This window comes from Bacillota bacterium, from assembly GCA_012518215.1.
Lineage (GTDB): Bacteria > Bacillota > Dethiobacteria > DTU022 > PWGO01 > JAAYSV01.
On the sequence record JAAYSV010000046.1, the window covers coordinates 37907 to 56293 of the forward strand.

At 48.7% G+C, this 18387-nt stretch carries 13 protein-coding genes and 1 tRNA gene; 5 read left to right on the plus strand and 9 right to left on the minus strand.

Going from position 1 to position 18387, the window contains the following annotated elements; all coding sequences use genetic code 11:
* Positions 1-8 precede the first annotated feature (8 nt).
* The 3 genes from GX364_07285 to GX364_07295 are packed head-to-tail and all read left to right on the plus strand — an operon-like array spanning position 9 to position 3562.
* Positions 9-1571, plus strand: a complete 1563-nt coding sequence (locus GX364_07285) for a recombinase family protein (protein ID NLI70649.1) — start codon at positions 9-11, stop codon at positions 1569-1571.
* Positions 1572-1988 (plus strand): recombinase, encoded by a 417-nt coding sequence (locus tag GX364_07290; GenBank protein ID NLI70650.1) that lies wholly within the window; start codon positions 1572-1574, stop codon positions 1986-1988.
* 14 nt (positions 1989-2002) lie between these two features.
* Positions 2003-3562: a recombinase family protein gene (locus GX364_07295; GenBank protein ID NLI70651.1), complete on the plus strand. Its 1560-nt coding sequence runs from the start codon at positions 2003-2005 to the stop codon at positions 3560-3562.
* 48 nt (positions 3563-3610) lie between these two features.
* On the opposite strand, the gene GX364_07300 is transcribed toward GX364_07295, so the two are convergent.
* Both GX364_07300 and GX364_07305 read right to left on the minus strand, forming a co-directional pair.
* Positions 3611-5368: a hypothetical protein gene (locus tag GX364_07300; protein ID NLI70652.1), complete on the minus strand. Its 1758-nt coding sequence runs from the start codon at positions 5366-5368 to the stop codon at positions 3611-3613.
* Positions 5369-5760: 392 nt separating this feature from the next.
* Positions 5761-6486 carry a serine/threonine protein phosphatase gene (locus tag GX364_07305; protein NLI70653.1) on the minus strand — a complete coding sequence of 242 codons (726 nt, stop codon included), beginning with the start codon at positions 6484-6486 and terminating at the stop codon, positions 5761-5763.
* A gap of 211 nt (positions 6487-6697) precedes the next feature.
* On the opposite strand from GX364_07305, the gene GX364_07310 reads away from it, so the two are divergent.
* Positions 6698-7342 (plus strand): TetR/AcrR family transcriptional regulator, encoded by a 645-nt coding sequence (locus GX364_07310; GenBank protein ID NLI70654.1) that lies wholly within the window; start codon positions 6698-6700, stop codon positions 7340-7342.
* Here the strand turns inward: GX364_07310 and GX364_07315 are convergent.
* The 6 genes from GX364_07315 to GX364_07340 all read right to left on the minus strand — a co-directional run bounded on the left by GX364_07315 (position 7339) and on the right by GX364_07340 (position 15854).
* Positions 7339-7974 (minus strand): 5-formyltetrahydrofolate cyclo-ligase, encoded by a 636-nt coding sequence (locus GX364_07315; GenBank protein ID NLI70655.1) that lies wholly within the window; start codon positions 7972-7974, stop codon positions 7339-7341. The genes GX364_07310 and GX364_07315 overlap by 4 nt on opposite strands.
* A 126-nt stretch (positions 7975-8100) precedes the next feature.
* Positions 8101-9561 (minus strand): proline--tRNA ligase, encoded by a 1461-nt coding sequence (locus tag GX364_07320; protein ID NLI70656.1) that lies wholly within the window; start codon positions 9559-9561, stop codon positions 8101-8103.
* Between the two features lie 100 nt (positions 9562-9661).
* Positions 9662-10966 carry an insulinase family protein gene (locus GX364_07325; GenBank protein NLI70657.1) on the minus strand — a complete coding sequence of 435 codons (1305 nt, stop codon included), beginning with the start codon at positions 10964-10966 and terminating at the stop codon, positions 9662-9664.
* On the minus strand, positions 10956-12254 hold the full coding sequence (locus GX364_07330) for an insulinase family protein (GenBank protein ID NLI70658.1): 1299 nt from the start codon (positions 12252-12254) through the stop codon (positions 10956-10958). Before GX364_07330 ends, GX364_07325 begins: the two co-directional genes overlap by 11 nt.
* A 100-nt stretch (positions 12255-12354) precedes the next feature.
* Complete coding sequence (locus tag GX364_07335) at positions 12355-14691, minus strand: hypothetical protein (protein ID NLI70659.1); 2337 nt, start codon at positions 14689-14691, stop codon at positions 12355-12357.
* Positions 14688-15854: a glycosyltransferase family 4 protein gene (locus tag GX364_07340; GenBank protein NLI70660.1), complete on the minus strand. Its 1167-nt coding sequence runs from the start codon at positions 15852-15854 to the stop codon at positions 14688-14690. Before GX364_07340 ends, GX364_07335 begins: the two co-directional genes overlap by 4 nt.
* A gap of 270 nt (positions 15855-16124) precedes the next feature.
* Here GX364_07340 and GX364_07345 point away from each other — a divergent pair.
* Positions 16125-16199 (plus strand) — tRNA-Arg (locus GX364_07345).
* A gap of 176 nt (positions 16200-16375) precedes the next feature.
* On the opposite strand, the gene GX364_07350 is transcribed toward GX364_07345, so the two are convergent.
* Complete coding sequence (locus GX364_07350) at positions 16376-18307, minus strand: GNAT family N-acetyltransferase (GenBank protein ID NLI70661.1); 1932 nt, start codon at positions 18305-18307, stop codon at positions 16376-16378.
* Positions 18308-18387: the final 80 nt, after the last annotated feature.

Here is an 18387-nt window from a genome sequence, read left to right on the forward strand (position 1 = left end):
GTGAGGATTTGAAAAAAGTAACAAAAATTGATCCAAATACAGCTGAAACAGCGGAGAATCCAAGGCTAAAAGTTGCGGCATACTGCCGCGTTTCCACTGACAGCAGCGAACAGATAGAAAGTCTTGATACTCAGATTAAGCACTATGAATCCTATATCAAGGCAAATCCTGATTGGGAATTTGCCGGAATCTATTTTGACGAAGGTATTACAGGCACAAAAAAGGAAAAGCGAGCAGGACTACTTCAAATGGTCTCCGACGGCGAAAGCGGGAAATTCAATCTTATTGTAACGAAATCAATCAGCCGGTTTGCAAGGAATACAACGGACTGTTTGGAACTTGTCAGAAAACTGCTTGACCTCGGCATTTTTATCTATTTTGAGAAGGAAAACATAAACACGGGGTCAATGGAAAGCGAACTCATGCTGTCAATCCTATCTGGGCTGGCCGAAAGTGAATCGGTTTCTATTGCGGAAAACAGTAAATGGTCTGTAATACGCAGATTTCAAAACGGGACATACAAAATATCTTGCCCGCCCTACGGATATGATACCGTAGATGGAAAGCTTGTAATAAATGAACCCCAAGCAGAAATCGTCCGCCATATTTTCACCGAAATTCTATCCGGCAAAGGTACGCAAAAAATTGCGAATGCATTAAATCAGCGGGGCATTCCCTCTAAGAAAGGCGGCCACTGGACGGCGACTACCATTCGCGGGATAGCCGGTAATGAAAAATATACCGGGGACGCCATTTTTCAAAAGACCTATACCGACGCACACTTCAGCCGCCATTACAATTACGGCGAAAAAGACCAGTACTTGATTAAAAGCCACCACGATGCGATTGTCAGCCATGAAGATTTCGAAGCTGCGCAGATGATTATAGAGCAGCGTGGTAAGGAAAAAGGATTGGAAAAACAGGATAAAAAGTATCAGAACCGTTACCCCTTTTCCGGCAAAATAATTTGCGGTGAGTGCGGCGGCAAGTTTAAGCGCCGAATACATTCTACCGGCAGACATAATATCGCATGGTGCTGCTTAACACATATCTTGGATATTGAAAGGTGCTCAATGAAATACATTCCGGAGACGGATTTTGAATATGCGTTTGTAACTATGATGAACAAGCTCATCTTTGGGCATCAGATTATTTTAAAGCCGCTACTCATGAGTCTGCGGGGTATCAAATCCGAAGATAGCATAGAAAAGCTTCACGACCTTGATGAGAAGCTTAAAGAAAATGAAAAACAACGGCAGGTGCTGATTGCTCTGCAGACCCGTGGTTATCTTGACCCTGCCGTATACAATAGAAGCAATAATGAGCTTATACAAGAAGCCGAGCGTATACAACGCCAAAAAGAATCCTTATCCCGCTTCATAAACAGCGACAATACAAACCTGCATGAAGTCAGCGAACTTTTGCAGTACGCTACGAAGTCGGAAATGTTGGATACCTTTGACGGCAAGCTGTTCACCCGCTTCGTAGAGCGAATTATTGTGTATTCCCGGGCGGAAATCGGGTTTGAATTAAAATGCGGCTTAACGCTAAAAGAAAGGTTGATAAGATAAATGAGCCATATCCCATACGGATATCTAATTGAAAATGGAAAAGCCGTTGTTGATGAACAAGCTGCTAAGAAAATAAAAACATTATTTCAATCTTATCTGAGCGGCGATTCGTTAACCTCGGCCGCAAAGAAGGCAGATATTAAGGCCTTCCACGCAGGAATCGGCAGGATGCTCAGAAATAAATACTATTTCGGTGATGGTTATTATCCGGCAATTATTGAACCCGACACTTTTGAAGCCGCTGAAGCAGAACGCATCAGGCGGGCAGAAAAACTCGGCCGAATCCATGAATCAGAAATAAAGAAGGAAATCGTCTACCCCTCTACATTCCGCATCGTCCAGGGTACAGAGCAATTTGATGATCCGTTCCAGCAGGCGGAATATGCCTACAGCTTGATAGAAAGTGAGGACCCGTAAAAATGGAAGAAAAAATGACTGTAACGCTGCTTCCGGCAAGGAAAAAAGCGTGTTCAGTAAAAAATGATGAAGAAAACCCAAAACTTCGCGTAGCTGCTTACTGCCGCGTTTCCACCGATAGCGACGAACAGGAAACCAGTTATGACGCACAAATTACGCATTATACTGCTTATATAAACGGGCATCCGGATTGGGAGCTGGCCGGTATTTATGCCGACGATGGTATTTCGGGCACCAACACCAAAAAGCGCGAGGAATTCAACCGCATGATTGAGGACTGCATGGCAGGCAAAATAGATAAGGTAATCACCAAATCAATAAGCCGCTTTGCAAGGAATACAGTGGATTGCTTGAACTACATTAGACAATTAAAAGACAAGAACATACCCGTATATTTTGAGAAAGAAAATATCGATAGCATGGATTCCAAGGGCGAAATTATGCTCACCATCATGGCATCCCTTGCCCAGCAGGAAAGCCAATCGTTAAGCCAGAACGTAAAGCTTGGGCTGCAGTACCGCTACCAGCAGGGTGAAATTCAAATAAACTGTGCACGGTTCCTTGGTTATACCAAGAATGAAAACAAGAAGCTAATCATTGTTCCGGAAGAAGCTGAGGTTGTAAAACGAATATACCGAGAATATCTTGAGGGCGCAAGTATGCTAAAAATTGCCCGCGGCCTTGAGGCCGATGGTATTCTAAACGGTGCAGGGAGGAAAAAATGGCACACCAGCAACATCAACCAGATTTTGCGGAATGAAAAATATATAGGCGATGCCCTTTTGCAAAAGACATATACTACTGATTTTCTAACGAAAAAACGAGTGAAAAACCATGGCATTGTCCCTCAGTATTATGTAGAGAACAGCCATGAGGCCATCATCCCGCGAGAAATTTTCATGCAGGTGCAAGAAGAACTTATCCGCCGCCGCATCGTCCACACCAGCCCAAATGGTAAGAAGAGGACCTTCAGCAGTACGCACTGCTTTTCAAATATGATTATCTGCGGTGGCTGTGGAGAATTTTTCCGCAGAATTCATTGGAATAATCGAGGGAAAAAGTCCATCGTTTGGCGCTGCATCAGCAGGCTCGAAAACACCGGCCAGTTCTGCAATGCCCGCACGGTACCGGAAGGCACCATTGAGCAGGTGCTGGTCAATGCAATCAACCAAACGCTATGCGATAAGGATTCCTTCCTCTCTGTTCTTAAAAATAATATTGAGACCGTCATAAGTCATGAAAACGATACAAAACTTGCCGGCATCGACAAACGGCTGGAGGAGCTTCAAACAGAGCTTGTGAAACTGGCCAACTCCAAAGCAGACTACGATAAAGTGGGCGAGGAAATTTACCGCCTGCGTGACGAAAAGCAAAAAGTACAGCTTGAGGTAATCGGGCGGGACGAACTGAAAAAACACATTGACGATATGAGTGAATTCCTAAAAGGGCAGCCCACAGCGATTACCGAATATGATGAGTCACTTGTCCGGCGGCTGGTTGAAAAAATCACCGTCTACGAGGATAAATTCACCGTGGAATTCAAGTCTGGCGTGACGGCGGATGTGAGAGAATAAGGCTGAAAGAGAGCAAGGCACCCTACGAATTATAACGTAGGGTGCCTTTTATATGGTTAATGAAAGTGAGGCATCGTTACCATGCAATTCCACATCGTCTGTATTGTAGGAAATCCCCAGTGTTTCGAGCTTTTGACATAAACATTTTTTACTATACAAGGGCGAATGATTTGTATTTTTTGCTTCAAGTAAAACAACTTGTTTTTCTTTGCGCATTGGAAAAATAATAATCCCATCAAATTCACATAATTTATGTCCAGGCTGATTTTTTTTATAAACGAGGATGCTTGCTGGTATTGTAATAGTAGTATCATTTTTTGCATCTTCACTTAATATGTAGCATAGATGATCCGCCTCATGGCGCTCATCTACGGTTCCAATCTTATTTTTTAGAAGTGCTTGTACTGCATCAATTCTTTGTTTTTTCCCTCTATTACATAGAACACAAATATTTTGATCAATAGTAGGTTTAATTAATATAGGGTATTCATTGAAAAAATATCGAAGAAAGAACTTGCTTGACAAGAGAAAACGAACATCATTAATGTTTATATTGGGAACAGCCCTCAAATAGATAATAACAGTTCGTAAAATATTGAGTGCTACATGCGTTTTGTCTTCACAATGCTTTTTTATTGACACCAGTATGGTTCTCTCACCTTGATGCCTATCATAATAACCTACACGGGATTTATTGATTCTTTCTAATGATTGAAATAGTTTTTTAGACAACCCGTTGTCAATAGCATCAAATGTCAGCTTTAATATGCCATCTTTGCAAAAATCCTTCTTTTGTGGATACGATATGTTAAAAGGGCTATTGTTATTTAACCAAAAATCCTCATAATATTTTTTCGGATTCTTTTGTGGGGTTAGAACCTTTTTTATAATTTTCTTGGAAATAGCATAATAGCAAATAGCATTTGAGATTTCATTATAAACAGTATCATTTAACATTTTACTAATTGAATTTAATAATTGCTCAGTTGAACTGTTATTATTATAAATCGATAACAATTCCCGAAACAGTATCAGAATTGTCTTGTCTTCGCATAAATCAATAGTAATCGGTGTTTTTGCTATTTGTAAATCGTAAGAAATATAAGAAACACTCCGGACAGAACGGAAAAGTTTGAAAATATAACTTAATTTTTTTTCATCATTGAATACTTTGTCATTTATATATGCATATATAAGTTCTTCGGCAAGAACTACAGATTGCTTGCTATGATCACATCGTTCGAGAACTAACAGCGAATTTAATAAGTGAAATCTCTGATAGTTATTATCCCTCAAAATTTTTTCAGCTTCAGCATGGAAGCGTTCATTATCCGAACTATAAACAATCATTTTATGAAAATCTGCTTTTTGGTCTGCAAGTAATACCGCTGAACGAGACGCGACGAAGGTGTTATAAAAATGACCTATATTATATACTATTGTTAAAATTTGAAGCAGATCTCCAATAGTAGGTATTTTACACCCGTTAGGATATTGTAAGTTCGTATAAAATTCTGATGATTTGACTGGATTATTATATGTATATTTTAATTGATCTTGTAATTCCCTTTTTATTAATTGATGAAAATACAATTGTAAAAATACATAATCATATCTACTTTTCAATAATTTATTTTCGACCCTTATAACACCTAATTGAGGAACAGCCTTCATGCGTTCAATTATTCCGATTGAATCTAACTCTTCATAGAGTTCCGTTGCATATGCATATAAATCAACCTTAACTTTTCCCGTATTTCTTCTACGCTTTTTTTTCCTGAGCAAGTCATTCACTATAATCATTATCTTCACCTTGCCTTAATAATACTTTAAATGTATAATAATGAATTACCAATTCTACATCCATCCTGACCACACAACCTCGCCATTTTCAAAAAAACATCTAAATTGACCACTCGCAAACCCATGTTATCTAAATCGACCACTGGTTAAACACTGACATCTAAATCGACCACTCGCAAGCATTTGATCCTGTTTTGACATGTTCCCGCAAAGCAAAAAATTCACATTTCCCCCCAATAAATTTTAGACTTAAATTTACGAAAAAGGCTTGTATCAAGCCTTTTTCACGAGCCATGTCTTAGGCCCTTGACATCAATACTACCGTCTCAACATGCGTTGAAGCGTCACCGATATGGAACACATGTCAGGTGGCAACCCCTCCGACATCCCGCAGGTCATTCCTGCCCGGCACGATCCCCTATACCGGTGACAATTGGCGTCGGTACAAACCCAAGATGATCGGCGGCGACAAAAATATAACGTGTCCCGCCCAGTTTCCCTTCAAAGGCAAGCTTCCTGGCTTCGGCATGCAAGTGGCCATATATACAGATCTTGACCCCGTAAGCATCCAGCAGCTCCGTGAATCCCGAAGGCTCTCTCTTGACATTGAAGGGGGGAAAGTGTAACGACGCTATTATCTGCCGATATCCGCGATCATGAGCACTCTTCAACGACAACTCCAGCCTTTGCGTCTCGCGAAGATATATTTTCTGGTCTTCTTCGGGGTCAAAACGTGAATCCCCCGGGCAGATCCATCCCCTCGTTCCACAGATTGCCCACCCTTGAAAGTAATAATGATCGTTCTGTATGGCCCACATTCCAGACGGAAGGGCAGCCCGCACCCTGGAAATCGATTTCCACCAGTAGTCATGATTGCCCCGCACCAGTATCTTCTGACCCGGGAGAGCTGCAATCCAGTTCAGATCACCCCGGGCACCCTCGAGGTGCATGGCCCAGGAAATATCCCCGGGAATGATAACCAGATCATGATCTTTGATGTTGGACTGCCAGCCTTGCATGATCCTGTCCGGATGATCTTCCCACTCCGGTCCGAATATGTCCATCGGTTTGTTATCTTCTCCGGGGAGATGAAGATCGGCCAATGCCCATATCGTTGTCATTTTTCACCACTCCATATATAAATAATTTTTTTTATTTCAATAGTTCACATTTTCTGAAAAGTGTGATACAATGAACAAAACTTCCCTTTCATAATCTTGGTAATGGCATCAATATACATATTATATACTTTTTGTACGGAATTATTGCAACAACGGTGAATGCATTCCGCTCCAGCTGAATCCGACAAAGGGAAAAAAGGAGGTTTCCACCTTGAGAGGAAAAGTTTATAAAAAAAGACCCTACCTTAGAAGCCGCATCACCCAGCAACTGATCATCGAGACCGCAGAGAAAGTATTTCTGGAATACGGGTACCACAAAGCCACAATAACCAGAATCAGTCAGGAGGCAAATGTGGGATACGGTACTGTTTACAGCCATTTTCGCGGAAAAGAAGATCTCATGAACAGGGTTGTTGATCGGGCCATGGAAAATTTCAACAGCTTGCTCAACATTGACAAGCCCATCAACAATCTGGAAGACCTGAAAGAAACTTTCCGGGATAAAATCCACGCCACCCTGGTCATGGCCGATGCCCGGCGCCCCCTTTTCAAAGTGCTGCAGAAATCACTGGGGCAATCCGATGCCGTATTTGAACACTGGGACAAAATCATCGATCACTTCATCGCTCGCATCAAGAGGGACCTTGAAAAAGGGAGGGAAATTGGCCTGGTATCCCGCAACCTGGACCTGCAATTGTCAGCCAAGGCAATTATCCTGATGCTGGAAAGTTTCCTGTGGGAGATTGTACATGACCGGGAATCCGAACTGGACCCGCTGACCGATACCCTGACAGAGCTGTTTATCCAGGGGCTGTCTGAACGGGAGAAATCGCCCCTGTTCAAGATATTGAGTTAGAAAGAGAGTACCCTTTCCTCGGTGACGATGGCGTCAACACGGCGATCCCAGGGATCCACCGGTACCTGTTCCACTATCTGGTGATCAAAAACCGTGGCCACGAGTGGGGTGTTTTCCTGCAGCCGCTCAAAAAATCGATCATAGTAACCGCCCCCGTAACCGAGCCTGTTCCCTGACAGGTCAAAAGCCACCCCGGGTACAATTACCATATCGATCAAACGGGGTTCCACAGGGCGCAATTTTTCGGGCGGGGGCTCGGGGATCCCGTATTCCCCGGGAACAAGATCATCATCCCAATTCAACAAAAGGGATGGAATAAGTTCTCTTTTTTCTTTTATGGTTCGCGGCACCAGTACCTTTTTGTGCAATTCCATACTTCTTTCCGCCAGATAACGGGTGTCCACTTCATTCCTGAAGGGAACGAAGAACATGATCGTCTCTGCTTTTCGGTAAGCCTCCAGTCCTACAAAATTTTCGGTGATGGCCAGACTTTTTTCCCTGATCTCGGCAGCCGTGAATAGATCCCTGATTTTCAGAATTTTGCGTCGCAATTGCTTCTTTTCCTGCGGCAACGGTTCCACTCCTTTCCTGGATAAAGACAATATACCATATTTTATCTTGTCGGCTTCCATGGGCAACCTTGGTTGCCCTGTTGTTCGTAAAGTTACAAATTGTCAACCCCGGCAATGGTATGCTTTGAATTCGCGTAGCCGGAACCCGACCCTTGCTGCATGAAGAGGGCGATGGCAAGGACCGGATCAGTAGGAACGCGCAAAATAAACCCGGTAACGCGCTTCCTCCCCGCAACAGAGGCAGGTGCGAGGTCCATCCCCGTTGTCCTGTTCGGCAATGATACACCTGATCGTCGCCCCGGTCTCTTCCTTGATACACTCCTCGCATGATTCCTTGCCGCACCATCCGCTCAGGACGAACCCCCTGCTGTCTGCCATATGGGTCTGGAATTGTTCATAATCGTCCATGGTAACCGTATGCTCGGAAAGGAAAGCCCGGGCCCGGCGGTACATATCGCCCTGTATTTCTTTCAGAAGTTCCGGCACCCTGGCGGGAACATCTTCGAAAGGAATTTCTTCCCGCCCGCCCGTGTCCCTGCGTACGGCAATCACCCTCCCATTCCTGATGTCCCGGGGACCGAGTTCAATGCGCAAGGGAACCCCCTTCATCTCCCATTCGTTGAATTTCCACCCGGGGGAATAACCTTCGCGGTCATCCACCTTGAGGCGCACGATATTTTCCAGCTTTGCCGCAATATTGCCGACTTCCGCCAGGACTGTTTCCCGATCCTTTTTGGTGATGATGGGGATGATCACGGCCTGCAGCGGGGCAATCGCCGGGGGAAGAACCAGTCCCCGGTCATCTCCATGGACCATGATCACGGCACCGATGAGCCGCGTCGACACCCCCCATGAAGTCTGCCAGACATATTTGAGCTGATCATCCATATCCATGAAAGTGATGTCAAATACACGTGCAAAATGCTGGCCCAGATTGTGCGAGGTTCCGGCCTGCAGCGCTTTGCCATCGCTCATCAGTGCTTCCACCGTGTAAGTATGCAGGGCGCCGGCAAATTTTTCCTTCTCCGTTTTCTGGCCGGTGTACACGGGAATGGCCAGTTCATCTTCGATGAATTCACGGTAAACATCCAACATCTTCAAGGCTTCGTCTTCTGCTTCCTCTTCCGCGCGGTGACAGGTATGACCCTCCTGCCACAAGAACTCGGATGTGCGCAAGAAGGGACGGGTTGATTTTTCCCAGCGGACGACATTGCACCACTGGTTGATCAGGACCGGCAGATCCCGCCATGACTGGATCCACCGGGAATACATGTTACAGATGATTGCTTCGGAAGTCGGCCTGATAAAAAGCGGTTCGGCGAGTTCCTCGTCCCCGCCCCGGGTTACCCAGGCCACCTCGGGGGCAAAGCCCTCGACATGATCGGCCTCCTTCTGCAGGAGATTCCGGGGTATGAACAGGGGAAAATAGGCATTTTCGTGCCCGGTGTCCTTGATACGCCGATCGAGCAACCTCTGGATATTCTCCCAGATTGCATAGCCGTAAGGACGGATGACCATGCATCCCTTCACCGGTGCATAATCCATCAACTCGGCCTTGAGGATAATATCAACATACCACTGGGAGTAATCCTCGGACTGCGAGGTGATTTCTTTTACAAATTCCTTCTCTACGTTTTTGTCAACCATCACTCTTCCTCCCCATCGCCCCGCCGCCCTTTCGTTGAACGGCGGTCTGCAATTTTTTCAAATTGAAGGCTTAACGGGCAGACCACCCGCTTCGGTTCCGTTATTCTATCTTTTCTATTATGGAAACGGCATGGTTTTCATCGCGGAGGTGTTCGCGGAGGCATCTGTTGGCTTCTTCCGCCGTTACCTCCTTCAACAGTTCCGGATAGGCAAAGAAATCCAACCCCCTGAAACGATATGCCAGGAAGTTGTTGGCGATATATTCAAGAGAATTGAAACGGCGCATGAAATTGCCCAGCTTGGCCCTTGCCAGCCGTTCCACCTGTTCACGGCCAAAGCCTTCTGCCTTCGTCTTCTCTATCCCTTCCATGATGCGGCTGTAAAGCAGTTCGGGATCCCTGGTTTCAGCACTGATTATCGTGTAAGCATAGTTTTTGTCCATCACGTACCCCGCTTCGAACTGGTCATTGATAAGGCCTTCCTCGTAAAGCTCGTTGTAAAAGGGCTCGCTTTCGGCAAAGATTATATCCATGACCAGATCGTTGACGATCTCATGTTTCAACGCCTCTCTTGCCGGTAGAGACTCCGGGGATCTGTCCTTGAAGCCGATATTGATAAGCGGCTCGGCCACGACCATGGATTGCACCACCCGGCGCCTGTTGATTTCCGACGGTTCCCGCGGATAACTGCGTCTGATCTTGCCGAGCGGGCTGTAATCACGGGCCATGTAATTGCGAGCTACCTGCCGCCCGATCTCATCGGGATCGATCCCCCCGCCGACAACGAAAAGGGCCATGTTTTCGGGATGGTAAAATGTGTGGTAACAACGGTAAAGAACTTCCGGTGTGATGCGGCTGATACTTTCCACCGTGCCGGCGATATCTATCTTGACCGGATGTTCACGGTAGAGCGCATCCAGAAGGTTGAAGAAAATACGCCACTGGGGATTGTCATCGTACATACGTATTTCCTGCGCAATAATCCCCTGTTCTTTCCGGACCGACTCTTCGGTAAAATAAGGGTCCTGAACAAAGTCCAACAGCAATTCAAGGCTGTCAGCAAAGTTCTGGGTGCTGGAGAACAGATACGCCGTCTGTGTAAAAGAGGTGAAGGCGTTGGCCTGCGCCCCCAGTGCCGCAAATCGATGAAAGACATCACCCCGGTCATCCTCGAACAATTTATGTTCCAGGAAGTGTGCCACGCCATCGGGAATTTCGACGTATTCATCCCTCCCGTTGACCATGAAGCGATGATCGATGGAACCGAAAGAGGTGGCCAGAACAGCATAACCCTTTTGGTACCCCTTCTTGGGCAGAATATACAGGTTCAGGCCGGGAGGAACCTCCCCGTGGTAAACCTGTTCCTTGAGCAGATCGTTGCGTAAAATGGTCCAATCAGGAATCATGGCCTTTCTCCTCCCCTCCGTCACCGTGCAAGAAGTAGACGGTGTCCAACCTAACTCTTCGGGCCGCGGCGACGACTTCTTCCATTGTAACCTGTTGTATTTTTTCGATCACTTCATCAAGCCCCCGGTGCCGCCCACCTATATCGGCATCAAGATGGAAATTGATGATATTGCCCGGATGGTCGGCCTGGGATCGCAGCTGGTTTATAAAACCGATGCGCGTATTCTCCATCTCATCCCGGGTGATTTCACCATCGGCAATGGCTTCAGTCTGTGCCTGTATAATCTCCAGGGACTTGCAGTAGTGCACAGGATCTATACCGGCGGCAATGATCATGATCCCTTTGTGCTTCTCCAATCGCGAGAAAACAAAATAGGCCAGGCTTGCTTTTTCCCTTACGTTCTGAAACAGCTTCGAGTGGGGGAAAACGCCAAGGATGCCGTTGTAAAAAGCCAGGGGATAGTAAAGTTCATGGTCAAGGGTAATGTTGGTACGATAGCCAAGAACGAGCTGGGCCTGATTTACAGGCATCAACTCCTCCCTGACAAGAACCTCCCGGCCATTGCCCGAAATCTCCGTGGGAGGCAATTCCCTGGGTGTCGTTTCCCGGGCAAATGAAAAGGTGTCGGCAACTATTTCCTCGATCTTCTCCCGGTCGCGTAGCCCAACCATGTAAAGATCAATCGGGTTCTCAACGAGTAATTCGCGGGAATAGCGATAAAGGCCCCGGGGTTCAATCGACGTCAATCCCCCCACGTAGCCCAGTTTGTATATTCCAAACCGCTCATGACTGCACATCTCCTGGATACAGCGTTCCAGCGCATAGGCAGTTTTGTTGTTGATCAGGCTTTTGATCTCCTGTCCCAGTTGGACCTTCTCCTGCTCGACATATGCAGACCGGAACCCGCCCTCTTCAACCAGCGGTTCACTCAGGATGCTTCTTAATATGTCCAGCCCCCTTCGCAAATGATTGTCCTCTTCCAGATAACCGGGGTGAACCATATCCAGCGAAATCTCCACCAGCTGGCGTTCCCCCTTCTTTCCCACACTGGTGGAAAGTTCAGCCCCGTACAGGTTCTCAAGCTCCCGCTGCAGGCAGATTGTCTCGGGATACCTTTGTGTTCCCCTTTTCAATACCGATGGCAACAGGGCAGTCCCGGTGGCCAGTTCCTTCCTGAGTTCCTGATGAATGTACATCTTCATGGTCACCGTTTTGAATTTGTCGGTGGGCAACCAGAAGAAACGTATGCCGTTGGCAAGTTCATTGACGATCGGCTTTCCAAACAAGTCTACACCCTCCCCACTGCTTTCAGTCAGTTTATAATGATACCAAGGATCTTAATTTCCATAAACAGTACCATATTTCCTGCTTGTACCTCCTTTTCTCTCAATCTGGAACCGGGCTTTCATCTATTTCTTCCCCCCGACAGTTGCCGATATCCAGATAATACACCAGCAACGGCGGCACGCCAAAAAGAAGGGTCATCGCGGCAGCCACCACCCCGGAATCATTGAACAGAAGGGCAGCCATGCTGCCGGCAACGATGGCCATGATCCCTGTAAAAAGATAACGGTTTCTTTCTTTCAATATCTTTATCCTTCCTACAGGATAATAGAAAAGGAGCGCCATCAGGCCCATGAAAGCAACCAGCGCATAGGACCAGACAGAATAACGGAACAACCTCATGTTCATGGCCAGTTTGCGGCCCAGAATCCCCTGTATCCCGGCCAGGTTTCCGCGGCTCCACATTTCACAGAATGACTGCATGTGCCAATGCAGACCCGGCCCCCGGAGGTAGTTGAAAACCCAGAACAAAATGATAGTCAGGGCGGAAATGGCGACAAGGAAAACCGGACTTGCTTTGAATTTCCCGGTCTTGCCGATAATGCCGCTGACAGCCAGGGCGAAAGCAACCGCCGCAGCCAGGGTGCCTCCCACATTGGCACCGTACGACGGGGAGGCCAGCAGGAAGATGATTCCGATGTAATAGAGGGTCACGGGGATGATGATGGGAGATACAACCGGGACCCCCCGGATTCGCGGTTCTTCGCCACTTCCTTTTTCTGCAGGGGATCTCTTCCCCATGCCGGTTGCCATTGAGCGGGACTTCAAGATTTCGAGCAGGGCCATGGTTCCCAGTATGGTCGACCCGATCATGGCGCCCATGTATTCATTTCCTATCCCGTAGAAGCGGGCCCCGGCAACAGGGTCGTAGCCCAGAAAAGAATATTGTTGCCAGGTAGCCCCACCGATCAGGTCGGCAACGAGTAGCAATGATGTGCAGGAACCCAGTACCGCCCAGAAAACATATTTTCCGGAAGGCAGCATTTTCAACAGGTTTGCCAATCCCAGAAGGATCCCGTTGCAGGCAATGACCAGCATGGCCGTCGTCCATACGGAACCGGGGGGAAACCCCCGGAATGCCGCCAGCAGAAGCAGGGTCACGGGAAAGATCATTGCCCCCTCGACAAGGACAACGATTGCTTTTTTGAATTTCATCACAAAACCGGAGATCAGGGCCAGGGCACCGGCAAGGAGAGTCAATGTAAGATAGACGAGATACCCCTTCAGCAGCGCCTGCCTCTGTTCGTATACAGGTGCTATGCGTTCGGCCATCATGATCATGTGTTCGCGTGGCTGCATATGGGAGATGCTGTGTAGAGGAAACCCGGCGATATGGGGCGGGATTTCCTTTATGCCGAGATGTTCCAGTATTGTAGCCGGAATGTCAATGTTGGCCACCAACCCCCCGCGTCTGGTCGTGGGACCGGTCAACACCCCGGGATCAAATCTCCCCCCGGCAACTATCAGGGGGGTCAGCTGCCGCCCCCCGTTGAGGTACTGCAGCGGAGGCGAGGGGGAAACCATCATAACAAGAAAATCGGGACCGACCCGGTCCATGTAATTGCCCAGGAATCTGTCCAGTTCCGTGAAAGCCAGATGCATCAGATCCTGCACACGTGCCGGCAAATAGTTGTTTCTATCTTCGTCTATCCTGGTCATGTCTCCCCAGTCCACAACTACCAGGGAAACATCCTCAAGAGAGGATGTGACTGCTCTGGCAAGGGCCTCCACATCGGTACGGCGGCCGTACGGGAATGCGGGATCCTCGATGAGCATTCTTTCACTTACATCGCCGACCGCTACCAGGCCACGTCGGTCCATGGCCGCGAGAACTCCCGGCCTCCGTACAATATCCGTGTCGGCATTGCCGAAAACGGCAATTTTCTTTCCGTGGCATGCCATCACATCGCCCAGGGCGCCCGGAACCACTTCATACCCCCTCGCTTCATTGGCCTTTCCAAGCTCCGGCAGGGAAAGGGTGAACACTTCTGCGGAGGGTTCCTCGCCCATGTAACGATAATACACGGTGGAAGCCGGTTGCCCGTTGAACTCCTCACCTCCGGTGAAAGAAAGCCTGGCGCTGCTGCCAGCCACCGCCCTGTTGCCGGTACCGATGCTCAGGTAGCCGCTTTCACTGCCGACACGCCCACCCTTGACATTGAGAAGCCCCAGCCCACCCCGATCAATCAGTTCATTCAGCGCCGGGCCCGCATGATCGATGAGGTCTTCCACCGTCAGACGATCCACGATCAGCAGCAGCACTTTTTGCTCGTGATCCCTGTCTTGAGCATGGCCGGAAGCGGGCGAAGCCACGAGGATGGTGAAAATAATCAACAGCGATGAGATGAGATATTGCGCAAGTTTTGACATGGTTTTCATCTGACGTCACTCACCTCCGTCAATGCGGGTGTATCCATGAATTTCCGGTACAATCTACCGGTACGCCTGAACATTTCTTCCCTGGAAAAAAGGGCTTTCACCCTGGCCTGTCCCCTCGCAGCCATCTCCCCGGCCCTGTCCGGGTCGGATATCAGTTCTTCGATAGCGCGGGCCAGGGCCTGGCTGTCACCGGGCGGTACCAATTTTCCGGTCCGGTCATGGGTAATTATCTCCGGAATTCCTCCCGTTCGGCTGGCCACCACCGGCCGTGAAGCAGCCAACGCTTCGAGTACCGTCAGGGAAAGCCCCTCGCTACAGGAAGGCAGAACAAAAATATCCAGCATCGGCATCAGCAAGGGCACGTCTTCCATCTGCCCGGTAAAGAAGACCTTCCCTTGCATTCCCAGTCTCTGCGCCAGGTCTTCGAGGTAGCCGCGCATCGGCCCGTCACCGATGATCACGAAGCGCAGATGGGGATGCCTTCCGCTCAGGATAGCCGCTGCCCGGATCAGATGCCGGATTCCTTTCTGGGGGACAAGCCGGGCCACGGTGCCCACGAGGGTGGTACCTTCTTTCTTGATAAAATCAAGGCATGTTTTGGCGGCAGGCATATCAGTTTGCAGCGCCTGTTCGAAGGGAGCTGTATTTATCCCGTTATGGATGATTTCAATTTTTTCCTCATCTATGGCCGTATTCTTCAGAAGATACCCTGCAAGGGCTTCCGATACCGTGATATATCTGCAAGCCCAATGGCCATGGGCATTTTCAATAGTACGGAAGAGGCGGGGCAGGACGAAGCCGCGGACGGGGTAAGCCGGATAGTTGTGAACGGTAACAACCACGGGTATGTCCATGATACGCCCGGCAAGGCGCCCCCACACCCCTGCCTTGAAACCGTGCACATGCAGCAGCCGGGGGCGTTCCCGGCGCAAGATGACCAGGAGTTGCCTCAGAGTGTAGAGATCCCTCAACGGGGAAATATTTTCCGAGAGGGGTAACTCATGAACATCGATGCCCAGCTGGCGCGCTTTTTTGACCAGCAGATTTCCCCTCGGAGCAACCAGAATCAGCCGGTAGGATTGCCGAAAATGACCGAGGAGTTCATCCACATGTTTCTGCATCCCCCCGCTACAGGGCCTTATCAGGTAACAGATTGTGCCCATTTTATGCCTTTCCCTCCTTTTTCAAGTTATTCTTCCCCTTTATCCCCGATTAATAAACAGGGAAAGGCACTTTCTCATCGCTGGCTTCGGACCGCCCGCGAACATGGCCTGGCGGCCCCCCATCCGCAAAATTTTTTCCCGGTCATGAGTGGCAAATCCGCGCTGAAAAAAAGAATCCCCGGGGCATTCAAAAACCGATGGGGGAAGGCCGTTGAAAATTGACTTAAGGATGGCCCCATGTTAAGATAATGATGTGATTTTTGAAGCTGTGCGCCCGTGGTGAAAGGGATATCACGCAGGCCTCCGGAGCCTGAAGTCGGGGTTCGAATCCCTGCGGGCGTACCATTTTTTACATGATGTTACTGTTTGGAATGCTTCGCAGACAGGATGATGCGTGAATGCAGGTCATGGTCATGAAATGAAACGGGGGTTTTCCGGCATTGGTGGAACACGGTGGCGGTGTTTTCCACCTTTTCCTTTTCACCGCATCCTGGAACAGATCATTTCCCGGCCGTCCAGAACTATTGTAACTCGGCCCTGACCGTGTAGACTCCGCCTTCCAACCTCTTCTTTACCTTGAAACCCACTTTTTCGATCAGACGCATGACAGCGGCATTGTTGTGCAGCACATCAGCCGTGAAACCCATCAAGCCCTGTTTCTGCGCCACCTGTATGATATAAAATAGCAACGCGCTGCCGATACCCTGGTTCTGATGATCATCCCTGACGACGATGGAGACGTCGGCATCCAGAGTTCCTTCGATGATCCGGTACTGGGCCAGCCCGACGATCAGCTCGATTCCGTCCTTCTCCATCACGGCCAGAAGAACCATCCCTCTGGTATAATCGATAACGACGAAGGATTTCTGAAGTTCCTGGTGGGAGATGTCCCTGCGCACGGAAAGAAAGCGTTTGTACATGGTATCATCCGAGAGCGAGTAGAAAAAGTTTTTGATCAGAGGTTCATCGCTGATCTTGACAGGACGGAACATGATCGCCCTGTTATCTTTCGTGGTTCTGTATGTCTCCAGTTCATGCGGGTATTCCCCTTCCTTCCCGGTAATGAACGCCTGGTCCCTGTAGATAAGATTTCTTTTTTTGGCTTCTTCGATCAGCCATGGGCGAAACCGGGGATGGGCAATGGCGATAAGCGACATGGCCCGCTCGCGTATGTTCTTTCCATGCAGATAGGCGATCCCGTATTCGGTTACCACATAATGGATATCCCCCCTGGTCAGGGTAATACCCGCCCCCTCCTGTATGCAAGGAGTGATCCGCGAGACCTTGCCGTCAGTGGTTGTGGATTGCAGAACCAGAACCGCCTTGCCTCCGGGGGCAAGGGCAGCGCCGCGCATGAAATTTGATTGGCCGCCAATACCGCTGTAAAATGAGTCGCCGATTGATTCGGCGGTACTCTGACCGGTAAGATCGATCTCCAGCGCACTGTTGATGGCGATCATCCGGTTATGCCGGGCAATCACCAGCGGGTTGTTCGTATAGTCGATGGTCCTGAATTCAATACCGGGGTTGTCGTGGATATAATCATAGGTTGACCTGCTGCCCATGCAGAAGGAAGCAATCGTCTTGCCACGATTGAGCGTCTTCAGGGTGTTATTGACAACCCCCTTTTTCATCAGGGCAACGATCCCGTCACCGAGCATCTCCGTATGGATGCCCAGGTTTTTTTTGCCATCAAGGCACGAGAGGATGCCATTGGGGATGCTGCCATAACCTACCTGTATGGTGTCCCCGTCTTCTATGATGCGGCTGACGTTCTGGCCGATCCTCTGCACGATATCTTCCGGGGCGAAGGTGTTGTATTCAAGTAGTTCCTCGTCATGCAAGACCGCATAATCGATGTCGTCAACATGGATAAAGGTGTCGCCGTGAACCCTGGGCATGCGTGTATTGATCTGCGCGATAACCAGCGATGCTTTTTCCAGGGCGGCTTTGACGGTGTCCGCACTCACACCCAGACTCATGTAGCCATGGTCATCGGGAGGTGATGTCTGGATCAGGGCCACATCCACCGTTACCAGGCCGCGCCTGAACAGCGCCGGCACATCGGAAAGGAATATGGGTGTATAGTCGGCATCTCCCCGGTTTACCGCATCCCTGGTATTGTGACCGATGAAGAAAGAATTGTGCCTGAAATTGTGCTTGAACTTGTCATAGGTGTACGGAGCCACCCCCAGGGTCCAGACATGGATGATCTCCGTATCATAAAATGCCTTGGGGTTTTCCTCGACATAGGCGGCCAGTTTCTTGACCAGATACTGGGGCTCACCACAACCGGTGCCGATGAAAATCCGGTCTCCGGCATGTATATGGCTGAAGATCGTCTCTTCGGAAACGATCTTGTGTTCATAACTGTTCCTGTTTCTGGTGTTGCTGCTCCCGGGATTTTTTCCGGTGTTGGTATATTTCAAATCCTTCCGCCCCCTGTTATTCATGTTGCCAGATCCAATATACCAGATACCATCGCGTCAATTCAAGACCAACGGGAAGGAGGCAAGCGGGATAGCGGGGTTAC

Excerpts from the sequence above, each read along its gene's own strand:
- GX364_07290 (NLI70650.1), top strand. The coding sequence starts at position 1,572 with ATGAGCCATATCCCATACGGATATCTAATTGAAAATGGAAAAGCCGTT.
- GX364_07295 (NLI70651.1), top strand. The coding sequence starts at position 2,003 with ATGACTGTAACGCTGCTTCCGGCAAGGAAAAAAGCGTGTTCAGTAAAA.
- GX364_07305 (NLI70653.1), bottom strand. The coding sequence starts at position 6,486 with ATGACAACGATATGGGCATTGGCCGATCTTCATCTCCCCGGAGAAGAT.
- GX364_07315 (NLI70655.1), bottom strand. The coding sequence starts at position 7,974 with ATGGAAGCCGACAAGATAAAATATGGTATATTGTCTTTATCCAGGAAA.
- GX364_07320 (NLI70656.1), bottom strand. The coding sequence starts at position 9,561 with ATGGTTGACAAAAACGTAGAGAAGGAATTTGTAAAAGAAATCACCTCG.
- GX364_07325 (NLI70657.1), bottom strand. The coding sequence starts at position 10,966 with ATGATTCCTGATTGGACCATTTTACGCAACGATCTGCTCAAGGAACAG.
- GX364_07335 (NLI70659.1), bottom strand. The coding sequence starts at position 14,691 with ATGAAAACCATGTCAAAACTTGCGCAATATCTCATCTCATCGCTGTTG.
- GX364_07340 (NLI70660.1), bottom strand. The coding sequence starts at position 15,854 with ATGGGCACAATCTGTTACCTGATAAGGCCCTGTAGCGGGGGGATGCAG.
- GX364_07350 (NLI70661.1), bottom strand. The coding sequence starts at position 18,307 with ATGAATAACAGGGGGCGGAAGGATTTGAAATATACCAACACCGGAAAA.